This is a genomic window from Roseomonas sp. AR75, assembly GCF_005222815.1.
GTDB lineage: Bacteria > Pseudomonadota > Alphaproteobacteria > Acetobacterales > Acetobacteraceae > Falsiroseomonas.
In genome coordinates this window covers 892,302-908,850 of sequence record NZ_STGB01000006.1, presented here as the reverse complement: position 1 = coordinate 908,850, position 16,549 = coordinate 892,302, and the positions used below count along the sequence as shown (strand labels likewise).

Sequence of the window (16,549 nt, the reverse complement as noted above, 5' to 3'; positions counted from 1 at the left end):
CGACGATGACCGCCGCACCGGAACCCAGCGCGCAGGACCTGCTCGCGCGCGTGCCGCAGGGGATGGATTGCGCCTTCCCGCCGGAGGAATTCGCGCGTCGCCAGGATGCGCTGCGCAAGGCGATGGCGGCGAAGGGGCTCGATCTCTACCTCACGAGCAGCGCGGAGAATGTCTATTGGCTCAGCGGCCAGCAGACGCCGGGCTATTATACCTTCCAGTGCCTCGCGATCCCGTTGCAGGGCGAGGCGTTCCTGGTGAACCGCGGTCTTGAGACCTACAACGCGCGCGCCAACACGCGGCTGTCCTCGATCCAGGGCTATGACGACGCGGACGATCCCGCCGTGGCCGTGGCGGAGGCGCTGAAGGCGCGTGGCTGGAAAGGCAAGCGCGTCGCCATCGACAAGAATGCTTGGTTCCTCACCGTGAACCTGTATGCGCGACTCGCCGCCGCTTTCGGCGAGTTCGAGGACGGCGCCGGCATGGTGGAGCCGCTGCGCCGGGTGAAGTCGCCGCTGGAACTCGCCTCCATGGAGAAGGCGGCGATGGCGAACGACGCCGGCATGGAAGCGGGCCTCGCGCTGGTAAAGGCCGGCGCAAACGAGAACACGATCGCAGCAGCCGTGATGCAGGCGTCGATCGCCGCCGGCGGCGAGTATGTGGGCATGGAGCCCTTCGTCGTCTCCGGCCCGCGCTCCGGCATTCCGCACGCCACCTGGCGTCGCCGCACGATCCAGCCTGGCGACGTGACCGTGCTGGAAACCGCGGCCTGCTACGATCGCTACCATGCCGCGCTGTTCCGCACCGTCTTCACCGGCGAGGTCGAGCAGCGCACCGCCGACATGTACGCCGTGTGCCTGGAGGCGCTGGAGGCCGTGATGGCCTTCATGAAGCCCGGCGTGACCTGTGCAGCGGTGCATCAGGTGGCGCAGGACATCATCGACAGGGCCGGCCACACCGCGGGCTATCGCAAGCGCACGGGCTACTCGATCGGCATCTCCTTCGCGCCGGACTGGGGGGAGGGCAACATCCTGAGCCTCTACAAGGGCGTGGACGTGCCGCTGGAGCCCGGCATGGTGTTCCATGTGCCGATCACGCTGCGCGACTATGCGCGCTTCACGGTCGCGGTCAGCGAGACCGTCGTCGTCACCGAGAGCGGCTGCCGCCCGCTGTCTCGCCTGCCGCGGGCGCTGATACGCCGCTGAACCAGGCCGCCGGCCGTGTCGTGCCCCGCTGGAGGACCTCCATGGGCACGCCGAGTCGTCGCGGCAACGGATCTGCCGCGGCGCCGGATGGCAGGTTCAGGCGGAACCCGATCGAGGAACGCCATCAGAGAGCGGCCATCCTTGCCCGCGCGACGACACGCACAGGCAGCCTCCGCCCCAGGCATCACAAGGGACCATCCACATGGCCGACAAGCCGCCCTTCAAGGCGAGACTCAAGGGCAGCGTGCCGCTGCACGGCTTCTTCCTCGGCCTGCCCTCCCCGGCGACGGTCGAGATCGCGGGCTGGTCCGGCTTCGACTTCGTGATCATCGACACCGAGCACGGGCCCGCCGGTCTCGAGACGCTGGAGAACATGCTGCGCGCCGCAGCCGCCTCCGGCATCGCCGCGCTGGTGCGCGTGCCGCGCGGCGATGCCGACACCATCCTCCATGTGCTCGATGTCGGCGCCGACGGCATCCTGGTGCCGCATGTGACCAGCGCCGACGTTGCGCAGCGCATCGTCGCGCATGCCTACTACCCGCCGCTGGGGAAGCGCGGGATCAGTACGCTGTCGCGTGCCGCGCGGCACGGCACCGGCGACGGCGCGACGGTGCTGCGCGAACAGGCCGGGCGCACCGCCGTGATCGCGATGATCGAGGACACCGAGGCGCTGCCGCATGTGGAGGCCATCGCCCGCACGCCGGGGCTGGACGCGGTCTTCGTCGGCCCGAACGACCTCGCCGCCTCGATGGGCCATCTCGGCAACATGGGCCATCCCGAGGTGACGGCGGCGGTGGACCGCATCCGCGCCCAGCTGCAGGCGATCCCGGACGGCCCCGCCTTCGCGACCATCGCGCGCAACGCCGCGCAGGCGAAGGACCTCACCGGTCGCGGCGCGCGGATGATCTGCTTCAACACCACCAACATACTCGTCCAGGCCCTGCGCACGCTGCGCCATGACCTCGACACTTGACATACTCTGAACCGGAGAAAAGCCGCGCCGGCGCATGCCTTCCGTGAAGGCCCGTCTCCTGCACGGTGGAAGGCGCTGACGGATATCGCCTATGGTGGGCTGGACCGACGCCACCGGTTCATCCTGGAATCCTCGACCGGCCTGGTCATGCGCGCACGCAGGTCCGTGCCCGGCCACTCCATTCTCTCACACGCCTGAGGCGACCCATGCCGACCATCATCTCCTGCGCCGTCACCGGCAACATCACGACCAAGGCCAATCATCCGGGCCTGCCCTGTACGCCGGAGGAGATCGCCAAGGCGTGCATCGATGCCGCGAAGGCGGGTGCGGCCATCGTGCATATTCATGTCCGCTATCCCGATGGCCGCCCCTCCATGGAACTCGGCCATTACCGGGAAACGGTGGAACGCATCCGCGACAGCGGCACCGATGTACTGATCAACCTCACCACCGGACCGGGCCAGCGCTTCGTACCGACGCCGGGTGATCCGAAGCTGGCGGCGCCCGGCACCACGCTGACCGCGCCGGAACGCCGCGTGGAGCATGTGGTCGCGCTGCGCCCGGACATCTGCAGCCTGGACTTCAACACGATGTATTCCGGCAGTTCCGTCGTCATCAACACGCCGGAGAACCTGCGCGTCATGGCACGCCTGATCCGCGAAGCCGGGACCAAGCCGGAGCTGGAATGCTTCGACAGCGGCGACATCCAGCTGGCGAACGACCTGCTGAAGGACGGCACGCTGGAGAACGACAAGCCGTTCTTCCAGATCGTTCTCGGCATCCGGTACGGCGCCGTGGCGAACCCGGCGACCATGGCGTACCTGGCTTCCCAGCTGCCGTCGAACGCGGTGTGGAGCGGCTTCGGCATCGGCCGCTTCGAGTACCCGATGCTGGCGCAGGCCTGGCTGCTCGGCGGCCATGTACGCGTCGGGCTGGAGGACAACGTGTTCATCCGCAAGGGCGTGCTGGCACCGGACAACGCAGCGCTGGTCGCCAAGGCGGCGATGATCGTGGACGCGCTCGGCGGCGAGGTGGCGAGCGTCGCGCAGGCCCGGGAAATCCTCGGCCTGAAGCCGCGCTGAACCCGGCAGCCGGCGACAGGGCGGCGTGCGCGCCTCGTCACCGACGACGGCATCGAGGCCGGCTGCCGATGGTCAGGACCGGCGCGGCGTCGGCGGCGCGGTGGTGCCGCGCAGCATCACCGGCGCCTCCAGCTCAAGCGGCGGCGGCGGCGCCTGGCCGGCGGCGAGCGCGGCAAGATGGTCCGCAGCGCGCCGACCCATCTCCGCGGCCGGCACATGCACGGTGGTCAGCGGCGGATCGCCATGCGCGAGAAAATCGAGGTCGTCGAAGCCGGTGACCGAAATGTCGACAGGCACGACGAGGCCGGCCCGCCGCGCCGCCACCAGCGCGCCGAAAGCGAGGTGGTCGTTGCCGCAGATCACCGCGCTCGGAGGATCGGGCAGCGCGAGCAGGGTCGCCATGGCGGCGCTGCCCTCGGCGACGCTGTAGGCACGCTCCGCCAGCAGCGGCGGCGCGAGGGTGAGGCCCGCTTCGGCCAAGGCGGCGCGGACACCGGCGATGCGCGCGGCCGCGCGGTCGTTGCCGAGCGAAACGCCTGCGATCATGCCGATGCGCCGATGGCCCAGCGACAGCAGGTGGCGCGTGATGCGTGCCGCCGCGGCGGCATTGTCGAAGCCGATGCAGGGCAGGACGCAACCCTCCGCGCGGTGCGTCCAGGTGACGACGGCAGGCAGGCCTGGCGGCAGCAGCGCCCAGGTCTCGGGCTCATGCGACGCGCCGACCAGCAGGATGCCATCCACGCCGCGCTGCAGCAGCGTGCGCAGACCGCGCGTCTCGGCGGCGGCGTCGTAGCCGGCGGTCGCGACGAGCAGCGACATGCCATGCGCGTCGAGGCGCTGCTGGAAGGCGTCGATGCAGGCTGCGAAGACCGGGTTGTCCAGCGTGGGCACCAGCGCGCCCATCGCACCCGTACGGCGCGAGGCGAGCGCGCGCGCCGCGCCGTTGCCGAGATAGCCGAGCCGCGTGGCGGCATCGGTGACGCGCGCGCGCAAGGCCGGGGTCACGCGATCGGGGGTGTTGAGCGCACGGCTGACGGTGGCGACGGAGACGCCCGCCGCCGCGGCCACATCGCTGATGCGAGCCTGCTCGCGCACGCGGCTTGTGTAAGCGGTTTCCTGAGCAGCTTCAAGCTACGCTGCTTTCATTGTTGACATCGAGCATGGCCGCATGCTTGCTTCCTGAAAGCGATTACAAACGCTCCGTCCGCCCCGCTTCGTCGGGCGCGACAGGAAGAACAAGGGAGCAGGAACGCCAGGATGTCGGCACCCGACATGCCGGCGCAGGGCCGCGCTGCCGGCCTCGCGCCCGCCGCGCCCCGCGCCATCCGCCGCCTGCCCGCGCTCGGCATCGGGCGTCGCGGCGTGGTCGGCGCGCTCAGCATCGTCGGGCTGCTGGCGCTGTGGTGGGTGCTGACCACCGGCACCGGCTTCGTCGCGCCCTATCGCTTCCCCTCCCCCGCCGAGTTCCGCGGCGCGCTCGACCAGTTCGTCACCGATGGCTATGCCGGCGGCACGCTCTGGGTGCAGGCGTGGCACTCGACGCGGCTGGTGCTGATGGGCTTCGTCGTCGCCGCGCTCACCGGCGTGCCGCTCGGGCTGCTGATGGGCGTCTCGCCGCGGGCGGAGGCGCTGCTCAACCCCGCCTTCCTGCTGGTGCGCCCGATCCCGCCGCTCGCCTGGATTCCGCTGGCCATCGTCTGGCTAGGCCTGGGCGACGCGGCGAAGGTGCTGGTGATCTGGTTCGCCGCCTTCGTCCCCTCCGTCATCAATACCTGGACCGGCGTGCGCGGCGTGGACCGCACGCTGATCGCGGCCGCGCAGGTGCATGGCGCGGGGCGCTGGCGGATGCTGACCGAGGTCATCATCCCCGGCGCGCTGCCGATGATCTTCACCGGCCTGCGGCTTTCGCTGCAGGCATCCTGGACGACGCTGGTCGCGGCGGAGCTGGTCGGCGCCTTCTTCGGCCTGGGTCGCGTGCTGGACGCCGCCTATCGCGACATCAACCCGGCGATGATCGCCGTGGCGATGGTCGTGGTGGGCATCCTCGGCGCCGCCACCACGAAGCTGCTCGGCGAGGCGGAGCGGAGGCTGATCCCGTGGCGCAGCTGAGCCCGCTGGAACGCTGGGGGCTGACACTGCTCGGCACCATTGCCTTCTTCGCGATCTGGCAGGGCGTGGCCGCCTCCGGCCTCGTCTCGCACAACGCGCTGCCGACGCCGGTGGACGTGCTCTCCACCGCCTGGCGCTTGAGCTTCGAGCCCTTCGCCGGCCACACGCTGCTGCAGCACCTGGCTGCCAGCCTCGGCCGCTTCGCCATGGGCTTCGGGCTTGCCGCGCTGGTCGGCGTGCCGCTCGGCCTCGCGATGGGGCGCTGGCGCCTGCTGGACGACATCGTCAGCCCGATCTTCGAGATGCTGCGCTTCGTGGCGCCCCTCGCCTGGGTGCCCTTCGCGGCGCTGTGGTTCGGCACCGGCATCGGCGGGCCGGTGATGGTGATCTTCGCCGGCGCGCTGCCGCCCTGCCTGATCAATGCCTATCGCGGCGCCAAGCTGGTGGAGCCGCGCATCGTCGAGGCCGCGCAGGTACTGGGCGCGTCCGGCCCGCGCATCATGGCGGAGGTGCTGCTGCCCGGCAGCCTGCCTTCCATCGTCGCGGGGCTGCGCGTCTCGGCCGGCCTTGCCTGGCAGTCGCTGATCGGCGCCGAGCTTATCGTCGCCTCCGCGGGCATTGGCTACGTGATGGTGCAGGCGCAGTCCAACCTCGCGCCTTCCATCGTCATGGCGGGGATGCTCGCGGTCGGGGTGATCGGGCTCGCGCTCGACGTTGCGCTGCGCCGCATGGAGACGCTGGTGAAGGCGCGCTGGGGGCAGGCATGAAGGACATCCACTTCGAGGGCGTCGGCAAGGCCTTCCGGACCCGTAGCGGCAGCGACTTCGTGGCGCTGTCGGATGTCTCGCTCACCGTGGCCGAGCGTGAGTTCGTCGCCGTCGTCGGCCCGTCCGGCAGCGGCAAGACGACGCTGATGCGCATGGCCGCGGGCCTCGACCACCCGACCTCCGGCCAGGTGACGGTGGGCGGCAAGCGGGTGACCGCGCCCGGGCCCGACCGCGCCGTCGTGTTCCAGCAATTCGCGCTGTTCCCGTGGAAGACGGTGCGGGAGAACATCGCCTTCGGCCTGCGCTGCCAGGGCGCGCCGCGCGCGAAGCAGGACGAGGTGGTGGCGCGCTACCTGCGCCTGATGAACATGGAAGGCACGGAGGACCGCTACCCGCACCAGCTGTCCGGCGGCATGCAGCAGCGCGTCGCCATTGCCCGCTCCTACGCCATCGAGCCCGACGTGCTGCTGATGGACGAGCCCTTCGGCGCGCTGGATGCGCAGACCCGCACGGTCATGCAGGAGGAGCTGGTCCGCCTGACGCGGCGGGAGCCGCGCACCACGCTCTTCATCACCCATGCGGTGGAGGAGGCCGTCTACCTCGCCGATCGCGTCGTGGTGCTGGCGCGCGATCCTGGCCGCCTGCGGGAGATCGTGGATGTGCGCGCGACCCGCGAGGCGGAAGGCTGGGACGGCATGGCGATCGATGCCGTGATGGACCTGCCGAGCTTCACCCACCTCCGCACCCATGTCTGGCGGCTGCTGCGCGACCAGATCCGCCCCGACGACTGAACCACCAGAGCAACAGGAAGGAGAACGTCCATGCATCGCCGCACGCTGCTCGCCACCGCGCTCGCCCTGCCGGCCATCCGCCCGGCCACGGCGCAGGGCCTGACCACCATCAAGGTGTCCTACCAGCCATCGCTCTACTGGGCGCTGCCGTATTTCATCGCGACCGAGAAGGGCTGGTGGCGCGAGGTCGGGCTGCAGCCGGAATTCTCCACCTTCGCCGCCGGCGCGCCGCAGGTCGCAGCACTTGCCGCGCGCGCCTGGGATGCGGGCGGCACCGGCTCGGCGCCCGCGGTGCTCGGTGCGCAGCGCTTCGGGCTGCTGACCGTCGGCATCACCAATGACGAGAGCGCCGGCAACGCGCTGGTGGCGCGCCGCGCCGATGTCGAGCGCATCCGCGCCAACCCGTCCTCGCTGCGCGGCCAGCAGATCCTGCTCACGACGAATTCCACCGGCGAATACGCTGCCTTCGCCTGCCTGGAGAAATGGGGGCTGTCGCGGCGCGACGTCACCTTCGTCAATCTCGGCCAGGCGCAGATCATCAGCGCCTTCTCCTCGGGCAACGGCACGCTGGCCGGTGTCTGGGCGCCGAACATCTACACCTTGGAGGAGCGCGCGGAGGGCGTGGTGATCTGCTCGGGCAAGGATGCCGGGGCGACGGTGCCGGGCGCACTGATCCTGCGCGCCGATTTCGCGCGCGAGCAGCCGGCGCGCGCAGCGGCCTATCTCGCCGTCTATCTGCGTTCCGTCGCCTGGCAGAAGCAGAACCGCGCGGAAACCGTGCAGCTCATGGCGAAGTTCTACCAGCAGGGCGGCGTGACGCTGCCGGAGAAATACCTCGAGAAAGAGATCGACACGCGGCCGACCTTCACGCTGCGCGAGCAGCTCCGCCTGCTCGACCGCTCCGCCGGCGCGTCCACCGTGGATGGCTGGTTCGGCAAGCTCGGCGAATACCTGAAGGCTGTCGGCACTTTGCAGCAGGTGCCGGAGCCGCGGAACTACGTCACCGACGAGTACATGAAGCGCGTCGCCGACGATGCGCGTCTGTCGGCCTTCGCGGAGGCGCGCTGAACCATGGCGGTCACCTGGCTGAAGCGCGCCGCCCGGACGCCCGCCAGCAACGAGGATGCGGCGCGCGAGGTGGCGGGCCGCATGCTCGCCGCCATCGAGGCCGAGGGCGAGGCGGCCGCGCGCCGCTTCGCCCGCGAGCTCGACAAGTGGGAAGGCGAGATCCTCGTCACGCCGGAGGAGATCGCCCGCACGGTCGCGGCCATCCCGGCCCAGGCGAAGGAGGACATCGACGCCGCCATCGCCAATGTGCGCCGCTTCGCGGAAGCGCAGCGCGCCAGCGTGACCGACTTCGAGATCGAGGTCTCCCCCGGCGTCATGGCCGGGCAGCGCATCGTGCCGGTGAACTGCGTCGGCGCCTATGTGCCGACCGGCCGCTACGCGCATATCGCCAGCGCCTATATGGGCATCGCGACCGCGAAGGCGGCGGGCGTGCAGCATGTGGTGGCGTGCAGCGCGCCCTATCGCGGCGGTCCGATCCATCCGCTGGTGCTCTACGCCATGCACGCCGCGGGTGCCGACACCATCCTGACGATCGGCGGCGTGCAGGCGATCGCCGCGCTCGCGCTCGGGCTGTTCGGCGGCAGGCCGGCGGACGTCATCGTCGGTCCCGGCAACAAGTATGTCGCGGAAGCCAAGCGGATGCTGTTCGGCCGCGTCGGCATCGACGTCTTCGCCGGCCCGTCCGAGGTGCAGGTGATCGCCGATGCAACCGCCGATGCCGAGATCGTCGCCGCCGACCTGGTCGGTCAGGCGGAGCACGGCCATGAATCGCCGGCCTGGCTCGTTTCGCTGGACCGCGCGCTGGCCGAGCGCGTGATGGCGCGCGTGCCGGAACTGATCGCGGCGCTGCCGCCCACCGCGCGCGACGCAGCCGAGGCCGCCTGGCGCGACTATGGCGAAGTCGCGCTCTGCGACAGCCGGGAGGAAGCCGCGGCGCTGTCGGACCGCTACGCCTGCGAGCACCTGGAGGTGCAATGCGCCGACCTGCCCTGGTGGCGCGAGCGACTGACCAACTACGGCAGCCTGTTCCTCGGCGAGGAAAGCACCGTCGCCTTCGGCGACAAGTGCAGCGGCCCGAACCATGTGCTGCCGACCAAGGCCGCCGCGCGCTATTCCGCGGGCCTGTCCGTCCACAAGTTCCTCAAGCCGCTGACCTGGCAGAGCGCGACGCGGGACGGCGCGAAGCGTCTTTCCGAAGTCACCGCGCGGATCTCCCGGCTGGAAGGCATGGAGGCGCATGCGCGCACCGCGGACCTGCGCCTGGCGCGCTGGTTCCCGGGCCACAACCTCCCGCTCGGCGAGCCGGTCGAGGCGTGATGGCCGCGCCGGAGCGACTGGCGCTCGATCTCGGCGCGCCGCCGGAGGTGCCGGAGGATGCGGTCGCCGCCGCAACGGCGCTGCTGCGGGGCGGCTGGCTGCACCGCTACGGCGAGACGCTCGGCGATGCGTCGGACGCGTCGCTGCTCGAGGCGGAGTTCGCCGCGCTGGTCGGCGCGCGCTACTGCGTCGGCGTGAATTCCTGCGGCAGTGCGATGTTCCTCGCGCTGCTCGGCAGCGGCGTGCGGCCGGGCGACCGCGTGCTGATGAACGGCTTCACCCTCTCCCCGGTGCCCGGCGCCATCGTGCATGCCGGCGCCGAGCCCGTGATCGTGGAGGTGACGCCTGATCTCGTCATCGACCTCGATGACCTGGCGCGGAAGGCGGCGGCGACGGGCGCGCGGCACCTGCTGCTGTCGCACATGCGCGGCCACATCGCCGATATGGACCGGCTGATGGCGCTGTGCGACGGCCTCGGCCTCGCCGTCATCGAGGATTGCGCCCACACCATGGGCGCGCGATGGGCGGGCCGCCCGACCGGGCGCTTCGGCCGCGCCGGCTGCTTCAGCCTGCAATCCTACAAGCACGTGAATGCCGGCGAGGGCGGCTTGATCGTCACCGACGACGAGGACCTCGCGGCACGCGCCATCCTCGCCTCCGGCAGCTACATGCTCTACGGCCAGCATCGCGCCCGGCCCTCGGAAGAAGCCTTCGCCCGGTGGAAGGACCTGACGCCCAACTTCTCGCTGCGCCTGTCGAACCTCGCCGCGGCGCTGGCGCGGCCGCAGCTTCGGCTGCTGGCGGAGCGCGCGCGGGTCTGGAGCGACCGGCATGCGCGCCTCGCGGCGCTGCTCGGCGCCATTCCCGGCATCCGCCTGCCGCACCGCCCCCAGCAGGAGGAGCATGTGCAGAGCTCCATCCAGTTCGCCGTGCCGGACCTCGGGGAGGAGGCCTTCCACCGCTTCCTCGGCGGTTGCCGCGCGCGTGGCGTGTTCCTGAAGTGGTTCGGCGGCGCGGCGGCGGAGGGCTACACCAGCACGCCGCGCCACTGGCACTATTTGCCCGATGCGCGGACGCCGCCGCGCACCGCTTCGGTGCTGGCGCAGCTCTGCGACATGCGCATCCCGCTCTCGCTGCCCGCCGAGGCGTGCGAGGCCATCGCGCACATCGTCGCGGAGGAGCTGGAGGCGGCGAGGCGGCCATGACACCCATCCTCGCCCGCTTTTCGCTGGAGGGCCGGGTCGCGCTTGTCACCGGAGGATCGTCCGGCATCGGCCTCGCCATTGCCGAGGCGCTGCATGGTGCCGGCGCCTCCGTGGTGCTCTGTGCGCGCCGTGCAGAGGGGCTGCATGACGCGGTCGCGCGGCTCGGGGCGCGCGCCGCGGCCTGCGCGGGCGACGTGACGCATCGCGCCGCCCTTGCCGATCTCGCGGCGCGCAGCTCGGAAACGTTCGGCGCGCCGGATATCGTGGTGCACGCCGCCGGTCTCAACGCACGCCAGCCCTGGGACGCGGTGGAGGACACTGCCTGGGACGCGCAGATCGAGAGCATGCTTGCCGCGCCCTTCTTCCTCTCCCGCGCGCTGCTGCCGGGGATGCGCGCGAAGGGCTGGGGACGCGTGCTGAACATCGCCTCGCTGCAATCCGTGCGCGCGATGCCCGACAGCATTCCCTATGGCGCGGCCAAGGGCGGCGTGATGCAGGCGACGCGCGCCATGGCCGAGGCCTGGGGCCGCTTCGGCGTGACCTGCAACGCCATCGCGCCGGGCTTCTTCCCCACCGCGCTGACCGCGCCGGTCTTCGCCGATGCCGCGCGCTCGGAACGCCTCGCGGCGCAGACCTGCCTCGGCCGCAACGGGCGGCTCGAGGACCTTCAGGGCGCGGCGGTGTTCCTGTGCTCGCCTGCGGCGGACTACGTCACGGGCCAGACGCTTTTCGTGGATGGAGGATTCACCGCGCGATGAAGGCCCTCGTCTTCCTCGGCGCCGACAGCATGGCGCTGCGCGACGAACCCGATGCGGCGCCGCGCGGCGCGGAGCAGGTGCTGCTGCGCGTGGATGCCGCCGGCATCTGCGGCAGCGACCTGCATGCCTATCACGGCCACGACCCGCGCCGCGTGCCGCCGATGATCCTGGGGCATGAGGCGGTTGGCCGCGCGCCGGACGGCAGGCGCTTCGTGCCGAACCCGCTGATCCCCTGCGGCCGCTGCGCGCGCTGCGCGGAAGGCCGCACGCATCTCTGCCCGAACCGCACGATGCTGGGCATGCAATACGCCGGCTGCTTCGCGGAAGCCGTGGCCGCGCCGGAGGCCAACCTCATCGCCGTGCCCGACCACGCCAGCGACATCGCCGCCGCGCTGACCGAGCCCACCGCCTGCGTGCTGCACGCGCTGCATCTCTCGCAGCGCGCCTTGGCGCGGCCGGTGGCGGAGGCGCGCTGCCTGGTGATCGGCGGCGGCGCTATCGGGCTGCTTGCGGCGCTCTATCTGCGCGCCTGGGGCGCGCGCAACACGATGCTCGCCGAGACCGGCGAGGGCCGCCGCCGCACCGTGGCGCAGGCCGGCGCGGCCGAGCCCTTCGACCCGCGCGCGACGCCGCCCGAAGCCGGTGCCTTCGATCTTGTCTTCGATGCCGTCGGCAGCGGCATCACGCGCCGTATGGCGAGCGCCGCGGTCGCCGCCGGCGGCGTGATCCTGCATATCGGGCTGCAGGACAGCGAGCCGGGCCTCGACACGCGCCGCATGACCCTGCAGGAGGTCGCGGTGCTCGGCACCTATTGCTACACGCGCGCCGACATGGAGCAGGCGCTTGCCGCGCTCGCCGACGGCGTGCTGGGCGATCTCGCCTGGGTGGAGGAACGGCCGCTGGCCGAAGGTGCTGCCGCCTTCGCCGAGCTCGGCTCCGGCCGCTCGGCCGCGCCGAAGATCATCCTGCGGCCCTGAGGGACCCGCGGCGCAGCGTCTCGGCGGCGTTGCGCCCATGTGGTTGAATGATGCCGGGCCGCTCGGGGTCCCTCGACCTGGACGCGCATCATGGACGCCCTCCTCGCGAACGAGCCCGTGATCCGCCTGGCCGCCTTCGCCGGCGTGCTGGCGCTGATGGCCGGGCTGGAGGCGATGCTGCCGCGCCGGGCCCGGTCCTTCGGCCGGCTGCGGCGATGGCCAGGCAACCTGGGCATCGTCTTCGTGGATACGCTTGTCCTGCGGCTGGTCTTTCCGACCGCCGCGGTGGGCGTCGCGCTCGCCGCCGAAGGACATGGCGTCGGGCTGCTCCCCTGGTTGGGGCTGCCGGCACCTTTGGCGTTGCTGCTGGCGATCCTGCTGCTCGACCTCGCCATCTACCTCCAGCATGTGCTTTTCCATGCCGTGCCGGCGCTGTGGCGGCTGCACCGCATGCATCACGCCGATCTCGACTTCGACGTCACCACCGGGCTGCGCTTCCATCCCGCCGAGATCATCCTCTCCATGGTCATCAAGTTCGCGGTGGTCGTGGCGCTCGGCGCTCCCGCCGTCGCCGTGCTGATCTTCGAGGTGCTGCTCAATGCGACCTCGATGTTCAACCACGCCAATCTGCGGCTGCCGCAAGCTTTGGATCGCGCGCTGCGGCCGATACTCGTCACGCCCGACATGCACCGCGTCCATCACTCGGTCGGGCCGCAGGAGACCAACAGCAATTTCGGCTTCAATCTGGCCCTGTGGGACCGGCTCTTCGGCACCTATCGCGCGCAGCCCGCGGCGGGGCACGCGGCGATGACCATCGGCATCGAACAGTTCCGTGACGCCAGCGAATTGCGGCTGGACCGCATGCTCACCCAGCCGCTGCGCGACGACATCAGCGCCTATCCGCTGGGCAGGCGCGAGCCGGCCCCGTGAGCCCTGCGCGGCTCCGGGACCTGCCGTGCGCAGCGCCCGGGCCGCACCGCTTGCTCTCCCGCCCCCCATCCTCGACCTTGGGCGCAAGGGCCGGCCACGCCGGGCGCCGGCCAGCCGAGGAGCACAGCATGTCCAGGTCCGAGATCGCGGAAGCGAACGCCATCGTCGCGTCGGTCACCCACCTGCTCGATCTCGTCCACGAGCAGGACGAGGACGAGGTCCTGATGCGGATCTATGCCGACGAGGAGACCTTCCGGCTGGCGCACAGGGACGCGGAGCACATCGACAACGCCCTGCACGCCCGCATCGTGCGCACCGCCGCACGCGCGGCCTACCGGATCGGGCATGACATCACCGTCCTGCGCCTCCGCGCCGGCCCGATGCGCGCATGGCTCGACCGCCAGGCGCCGTCGGAGGCCGATCCGGCCGACTACCCCGGAGAGCCTGAAGATGCGCTGTCCGGCGAAGCCGCACTGAAGGCGCTCGGGCTCAATGCCGCGGACCTGAAGGAAGCGCCGCGCAAGCCTGCGCAGGGCCGGACGCTCGCGGCGCGCATAGCGCGCTGGGCAACGGACCCCGACGCCGATGAGAGCCTTATCGGCGAGTTGGCCGAGGAGCTGCTGTCGCAGCGCCTGGATGGCGCGCTCGGCATCGTCGAGCGGATGCTGGAGCCGGAAGACTACGCCTATGCGCGACACGAGATCGATCTCGTGGCCGCGGGCTGCGTCCTGGGCGACAAGGGCCGGCAGCGGGAGGCGATGCTCTTCGTCAGCCCCGTGCTGCGCGACGGCGACGATCCGCGCAGCGCCGAGATCCCCGGCACCCTGCAGGGCCGGCTGGCCGGCATCGCGCTCGACCCATCCTTCGTGGAACTGATCCTTGCCCCCTACTGGATCCCGACGGCGGCACTCCCGCGTCTGAAGCCTTCCGAACTGCGCGACACGGCCGAGGCACTGGCCAATGGCATCGAGCCGCCGATCGCGCGGGCCGCGCCGACGGAACGGGACGTTTGCCTGCTCGGCCTCACCTTGCCGATGGACATCCGCGCCGCCGAGGACGACCAGGACGAGGAAGCGGCGGGCGATCGCCTGGATGCCTGGCTCGCCGTCCTCGCGGATGCCGCGGGCGGCGGCCTGGCCGAGCCGCCGCTCTCGCTCGCGCGCGCCCTCGATCTCCTCCGCCGCGTCAAGCTCGCCGTTCCGGACGACCCCGAGATCGAGGAGGAGGAGGAGGACGACGACGAGCGGGATGACGAGATGGAGGCGGACGGGGCGCTGGTCGATGCCCTGCAGGCGCATCTCCTCTCCGTACGGAATGGCAGCGCCCTGCTGACGGGCGGCACCGACGGCGTCGCGGCGATCCGGGTCGCGGATGGCGCGCCGGACATCGCGCCGGAGACGCTGCGTGCGCTGTTCGCCGACGCGCTGCTCGACGGCGGGATGCTCTTCGTGGTGCCGGCGACGGAAGGCGGCGGTGCTACGCGCGGCCATGCCTTCCTGCTCGAGGACAACGCGGCGGAAGGTCTGTCGGCAGCCGATGCCGCGGTGGCGTTCCAGGAGGAAGCGCCTGCGGACTGGGCGGCTTCGCCCGGTGGCTGGCGGGACGCGCCTCCCCTCGACTACGATCCGGGCGTCCGATGATCCCGGGCGGTCGGCGCCTGCGCTGGCCGGCAGCCCGATCCGCGCTCGCCCGGAGCCCGCGCCTTCCGTATCCTGCGGCGTGCCAGGGCCGCGATGCCCGCTGCCGTCCCGCGGCATCGGCGCCGCGCGAAGCGGAGGGAACATGACGCTGCGGCTCGTGGCTTCGGGCGACCGCGACGCGCTCGCCATACGCGATCACCTGCTGCCGCTTATCCGCTCCCATGGCGCGATCGAGGTCCAGCGCGACACGGTCCGCGTCGTCTCCTGGCGCCACGACGCCTGGGAGTTCGAGCACTGGACACCCTTCAACGACCTGCAACCGGGTGAGGCCTCCTCGCCCGGCTACCGCCAGGCGCTCAAGCGGCAGCACAGCGAGCCGGACCTGCCATACGGCCTCGACATCCGGCTTTCCGGCGCGCGGGTGATGAGCGTGTTATGGTCGGATGACGGAAGCTTCCAGGTCGCCGTCTTCTCGCGCGGGCGATGGGAACAGGACGTGCTGGCCCTCTGAGTCCCGCCTCCTTGTGCGCCCCACTGGCGGTTCGCAGGCAGGCGCCTCCCCGGCGGCCACGCGAAAGTGCTGAGATAAAGGTTGCATCGGCGCCGCCGGTGATCCAAGTTGGGAGTGTCAACCTCGTGCTGGTTCGGCCTGGTCCCCTGCTCCTCAGCGAGCGCCGAGCCTGGTGTCCGTTTCCCCTCGACGCTTGATCCGACGCGCGGCGTTCGCGCGGCGGCTCTTCTACATGAACGGAACACCCCACATGTCCACCGGCACCGTCAAGTGGTTCAACGCGACCAAGGGCTATGGCTTCATCCAGCCGGATGACGGCTCGAAGGATGTCTTCCTCCACATCTCGGATGTGCAGCGCTCCGGCCTGCAGGATATCCGCGAGGGCGACAAGCTCGAGTTCGAGGTCCAGCAGGGCCAGCAGGGCAAGACGTCCGCCTGCAATCTCAGGATGGCCTGAGCCAGACTGAGGCGGGGCGGCTTCGGCAGTCCCGCCGACACGCGCGCGGCCCTCGGCATCCCGATCGGCCGCGTCGCGATGCGGGTCATCGTTCGGCCCACACCCTTCCCGAGAAGGAGCCACGATGGCGCAGCACAGCTTTTCGATCGGACAGAGCGTCGAACTCGTCCCCGGCCGCCTCGACGGCAACATGCCGCGCGGGACCTACACGGTCCAGCGGCTGCTTCCGAATGACGGAGCCGACCGCGAATACCGCGTCCGGAGCCAGCGCGATGGGCATGAGCGCGTGGTGCGCGAGAGCCAGCTTCGATCCGGCCCCAAGACGCTGTTCGGCTGAACTACCCGCGACCGTTCCGCCCGCCGCGGCCGCTGTCCGTTGGCGGCGTCTCCTCGGGCTGCGGACATACCGTCACCTTTCCGCCCCGCGCATGGAATTCAGCCACAAGCCGCGCCGCTTCGCTCTCGCTGGGCTGCCCTCCGGCGGCGCGCGCCCGGGCGACCTGTGCCGCGATGGCTTGCGACTGGCGGAATCGCTCCCGATAGGCTTCGGCCCGCGACGGGGTGGCCGGCACGGCGTCGTCCGGCTTTCCCGGTTCTGCCGACTTCTCGCTGTTGGCGTTCATCGACGGGCACTACCAGCCACCGCCCGCCATGGCCACCCGTCACCTCGTCACCTGACCGTCAGCAGGGGCGAGGCCGATCCGCGGCTGCGCGGCGTGCAGGCGCGGACCTGGCCGGGGACTCGACGATCCGCACCGGGTA

General features: G+C 71.2%; 18 protein-coding genes. 16 read left to right on the top strand and 2 right to left on the bottom strand.

Features of this window, described 5'->3' with window-relative positions:
* Positions 1 to 5: 5 nt before the first annotated feature.
* The 3 genes from E4T13_RS28780 to E4T13_RS28770 all read left to right on the top strand — a co-directional run bounded on the left by E4T13_RS28780 (position 6) and on the right by E4T13_RS28770 (position 3,257).
* Positions 6 to 1,202, top strand: a complete 1,197-nt coding sequence (locus E4T13_RS28780) for a Xaa-Pro peptidase family protein (protein WP_137181771.1) — start codon at positions 6 to 8, stop codon at positions 1,200 to 1,202.
* Positions 1,203 to 1,404: 202 nt separating this feature from the next.
* Positions 1,405 to 2,175 (top strand): HpcH/HpaI aldolase/citrate lyase family protein, encoded by a 771-nt coding sequence (locus tag E4T13_RS28775; RefSeq protein ID WP_137181770.1) that lies wholly within the window; start codon positions 1,405 to 1,407, stop codon positions 2,173 to 2,175.
* Between the two features lie 206 nt (positions 2,176 to 2,381).
* Positions 2,382 to 3,257, top strand: coding sequence for a 3-keto-5-aminohexanoate cleavage protein (locus tag E4T13_RS28770; RefSeq protein ID WP_137181769.1), 876 nt, complete (start codon positions 2,382 to 2,384; stop codon positions 3,255 to 3,257).
* A gap of 72 nt (positions 3,258 to 3,329) precedes the next feature.
* Here the strand turns inward: E4T13_RS28770 and E4T13_RS28765 are convergent, their stop codons facing one another.
* Positions 3,330 to 4,352: a substrate-binding domain-containing protein gene (locus E4T13_RS28765; protein ID WP_137181768.1), complete on the bottom strand. Its 1,023-nt coding sequence runs from the start codon at positions 4,350 to 4,352 to the stop codon at positions 3,330 to 3,332.
* Between the two features lie 162 nt (positions 4,353 to 4,514).
* Between E4T13_RS28765 and E4T13_RS28760 the strand changes: the two genes are divergently transcribed.
* The 13 genes from E4T13_RS28760 to E4T13_RS28700 all read left to right on the top strand — a co-directional run bounded on the left by E4T13_RS28760 (position 4,515) and on the right by E4T13_RS28700 (position 16,124).
* Positions 4,515 to 5,366: an ABC transporter permease gene (locus E4T13_RS28760; protein WP_240791334.1), complete on the top strand. Its 852-nt coding sequence runs from the start codon at positions 4,515 to 4,517 to the stop codon at positions 5,364 to 5,366.
* On the top strand, positions 5,354 to 6,133 hold the full coding sequence (locus tag E4T13_RS28755) for an ABC transporter permease (protein WP_137181767.1): 780 nt from the start codon (positions 5,354 to 5,356) through the stop codon (positions 6,131 to 6,133). Before E4T13_RS28760 ends, E4T13_RS28755 begins: the two co-directional genes overlap by 13 nt.
* Positions 6,130 to 6,924 (top strand): ABC transporter ATP-binding protein, encoded by a 795-nt coding sequence (locus E4T13_RS28750; RefSeq protein WP_137181766.1) that lies wholly within the window; start codon positions 6,130 to 6,132, stop codon positions 6,922 to 6,924. Before E4T13_RS28755 ends, E4T13_RS28750 begins: the two co-directional genes overlap by 4 nt.
* 30 nt (positions 6,925 to 6,954) lie before the next feature.
* Positions 6,955 to 7,992: an ABC transporter substrate-binding protein gene (locus E4T13_RS28745; RefSeq protein ID WP_137181765.1), complete on the top strand. Its 1,038-nt coding sequence runs from the start codon at positions 6,955 to 6,957 to the stop codon at positions 7,990 to 7,992.
* Between the two features lie 3 nt (positions 7,993 to 7,995).
* Positions 7,996 to 9,309 (top strand): histidinol dehydrogenase, encoded by a 1,314-nt coding sequence (gene hisD, locus E4T13_RS28740; protein ID WP_137181764.1) that lies wholly within the window; start codon positions 7,996 to 7,998, stop codon positions 9,307 to 9,309.
* Entirely contained in the window at positions 9,309 to 10,514 is a 1,206-nt protein-coding gene (locus tag E4T13_RS28735) for a DegT/DnrJ/EryC1/StrS aminotransferase family protein (RefSeq protein ID WP_137181763.1), read from the top strand. The genes hisD and E4T13_RS28735 overlap by 1 nt, the downstream gene beginning before the upstream one ends.
* The gene (locus E4T13_RS28730; RefSeq protein ID WP_137181762.1) at positions 10,511 to 11,272 is read left to right on the top strand and encodes an SDR family NAD(P)-dependent oxidoreductase; all 762 of its coding nucleotides are present in this window, start codon (positions 10,511 to 10,513) and stop codon (positions 11,270 to 11,272) included. The genes E4T13_RS28735 and E4T13_RS28730 overlap by 4 nt, the downstream gene beginning before the upstream one ends.
* Positions 11,269 to 12,249, top strand: a complete 981-nt coding sequence (locus tag E4T13_RS28725; RefSeq protein WP_137181761.1) for an alcohol dehydrogenase catalytic domain-containing protein — start codon at positions 11,269 to 11,271, stop codon at positions 12,247 to 12,249. Before E4T13_RS28730 ends, E4T13_RS28725 begins: the two co-directional genes overlap by 4 nt.
* A gap of 90 nt (positions 12,250 to 12,339) precedes the next feature.
* The gene (locus tag E4T13_RS28720) at positions 12,340 to 13,179 is read left to right on the top strand and encodes a sterol desaturase family protein (RefSeq protein ID WP_170985311.1); all 840 of its coding nucleotides are present in this window, start codon (positions 12,340 to 12,342) and stop codon (positions 13,177 to 13,179) included.
* Between the two features lie 128 nt (positions 13,180 to 13,307).
* Entirely contained in the window at positions 13,308 to 14,819 is a 1,512-nt protein-coding gene (locus E4T13_RS28715; RefSeq protein ID WP_137181759.1) for a hypothetical protein, read from the top strand.
* Between the two features lie 142 nt (positions 14,820 to 14,961).
* Positions 14,962 to 15,330, top strand: coding sequence for a hypothetical protein (locus E4T13_RS28710; protein ID WP_137181758.1), 369 nt, complete (start codon positions 14,962 to 14,964; stop codon positions 15,328 to 15,330).
* Between the two features lie 250 nt (positions 15,331 to 15,580).
* Entirely contained in the window at positions 15,581 to 15,787 is a 207-nt protein-coding gene (locus tag E4T13_RS28705; protein WP_137181757.1) for a cold-shock protein, read from the top strand.
* Between the two features lie 124 nt (positions 15,788 to 15,911).
* On the top strand, positions 15,912 to 16,124 hold the full coding sequence (locus tag E4T13_RS28700; RefSeq protein WP_137181756.1) for a hypothetical protein: 213 nt from the start codon (positions 15,912 to 15,914) through the stop codon (positions 16,122 to 16,124).
* A 1-nt stretch (position 16,125) separates the two neighbouring features.
* Here the strand turns inward: E4T13_RS28700 and E4T13_RS28695 are convergent, their stop codons facing one another.
* Positions 16,126 to 16,410: a hypothetical protein gene (locus E4T13_RS28695; RefSeq protein ID WP_137181755.1), complete on the bottom strand. Its 285-nt coding sequence runs from the start codon at positions 16,408 to 16,410 to the stop codon at positions 16,126 to 16,128.
* Between the last annotated feature and the right edge of the window lie 139 nt (positions 16,411 to 16,549).

Excerpts from the sequence above, each read along its gene's own strand:
- E4T13_RS28700 (WP_137181756.1), top strand. The coding sequence starts at position 15,912 with ATGGCGCAGCACAGCTTTTCGATCGGACAGAGCGTCGAACTCGTCCCC.
- E4T13_RS28715 (WP_137181759.1), top strand. The coding sequence starts at position 13,308 with ATGTCCAGGTCCGAGATCGCGGAAGCGAACGCCATCGTCGCGTCGGTC.
- E4T13_RS28770 (WP_137181769.1), top strand. The coding sequence starts at position 2,382 with ATGCCGACCATCATCTCCTGCGCCGTCACCGGCAACATCACGACCAAG.
- E4T13_RS28760 (WP_240791334.1), top strand. The coding sequence starts at position 4,515 with ATGTCGGCACCCGACATGCCGGCGCAGGGCCGCGCTGCCGGCCTCGCG.
- E4T13_RS28705 (WP_137181757.1), top strand. The coding sequence starts at position 15,581 with ATGTCCACCGGCACCGTCAAGTGGTTCAACGCGACCAAGGGCTATGGC.
- E4T13_RS28745 (WP_137181765.1), top strand. The coding sequence starts at position 6,955 with ATGCATCGCCGCACGCTGCTCGCCACCGCGCTCGCCCTGCCGGCCATC.
- hisD (WP_137181764.1), top strand. The coding sequence starts at position 7,996 with ATGGCGGTCACCTGGCTGAAGCGCGCCGCCCGGACGCCCGCCAGCAAC.
- E4T13_RS28780 (WP_137181771.1), top strand. The coding sequence starts at position 6 with ATGACCGCCGCACCGGAACCCAGCGCGCAGGACCTGCTCGCGCGCGTG.
- E4T13_RS28730 (WP_137181762.1), top strand. The coding sequence starts at position 10,511 with ATGACACCCATCCTCGCCCGCTTTTCGCTGGAGGGCCGGGTCGCGCTT.
- E4T13_RS28710 (WP_137181758.1), top strand. The coding sequence starts at position 14,962 with ATGACGCTGCGGCTCGTGGCTTCGGGCGACCGCGACGCGCTCGCCATA.
- E4T13_RS28775 (WP_137181770.1), top strand. The coding sequence starts at position 1,405 with ATGGCCGACAAGCCGCCCTTCAAGGCGAGACTCAAGGGCAGCGTGCCG.
- E4T13_RS28725 (WP_137181761.1), top strand. The coding sequence starts at position 11,269 with ATGAAGGCCCTCGTCTTCCTCGGCGCCGACAGCATGGCGCTGCGCGAC.
- E4T13_RS28750 (WP_137181766.1), top strand. The coding sequence starts at position 6,130 with ATGAAGGACATCCACTTCGAGGGCGTCGGCAAGGCCTTCCGGACCCGT.
- E4T13_RS28735 (WP_137181763.1), top strand. The coding sequence starts at position 9,309 with ATGGCCGCGCCGGAGCGACTGGCGCTCGATCTCGGCGCGCCGCCGGAG.
- E4T13_RS28720 (WP_170985311.1), top strand. The coding sequence starts at position 12,340 with ATGGACGCCCTCCTCGCGAACGAGCCCGTGATCCGCCTGGCCGCCTTC.
- E4T13_RS28695 (WP_137181755.1), bottom strand. The coding sequence starts at position 16,410 with ATGAACGCCAACAGCGAGAAGTCGGCAGAACCGGGAAAGCCGGACGAC.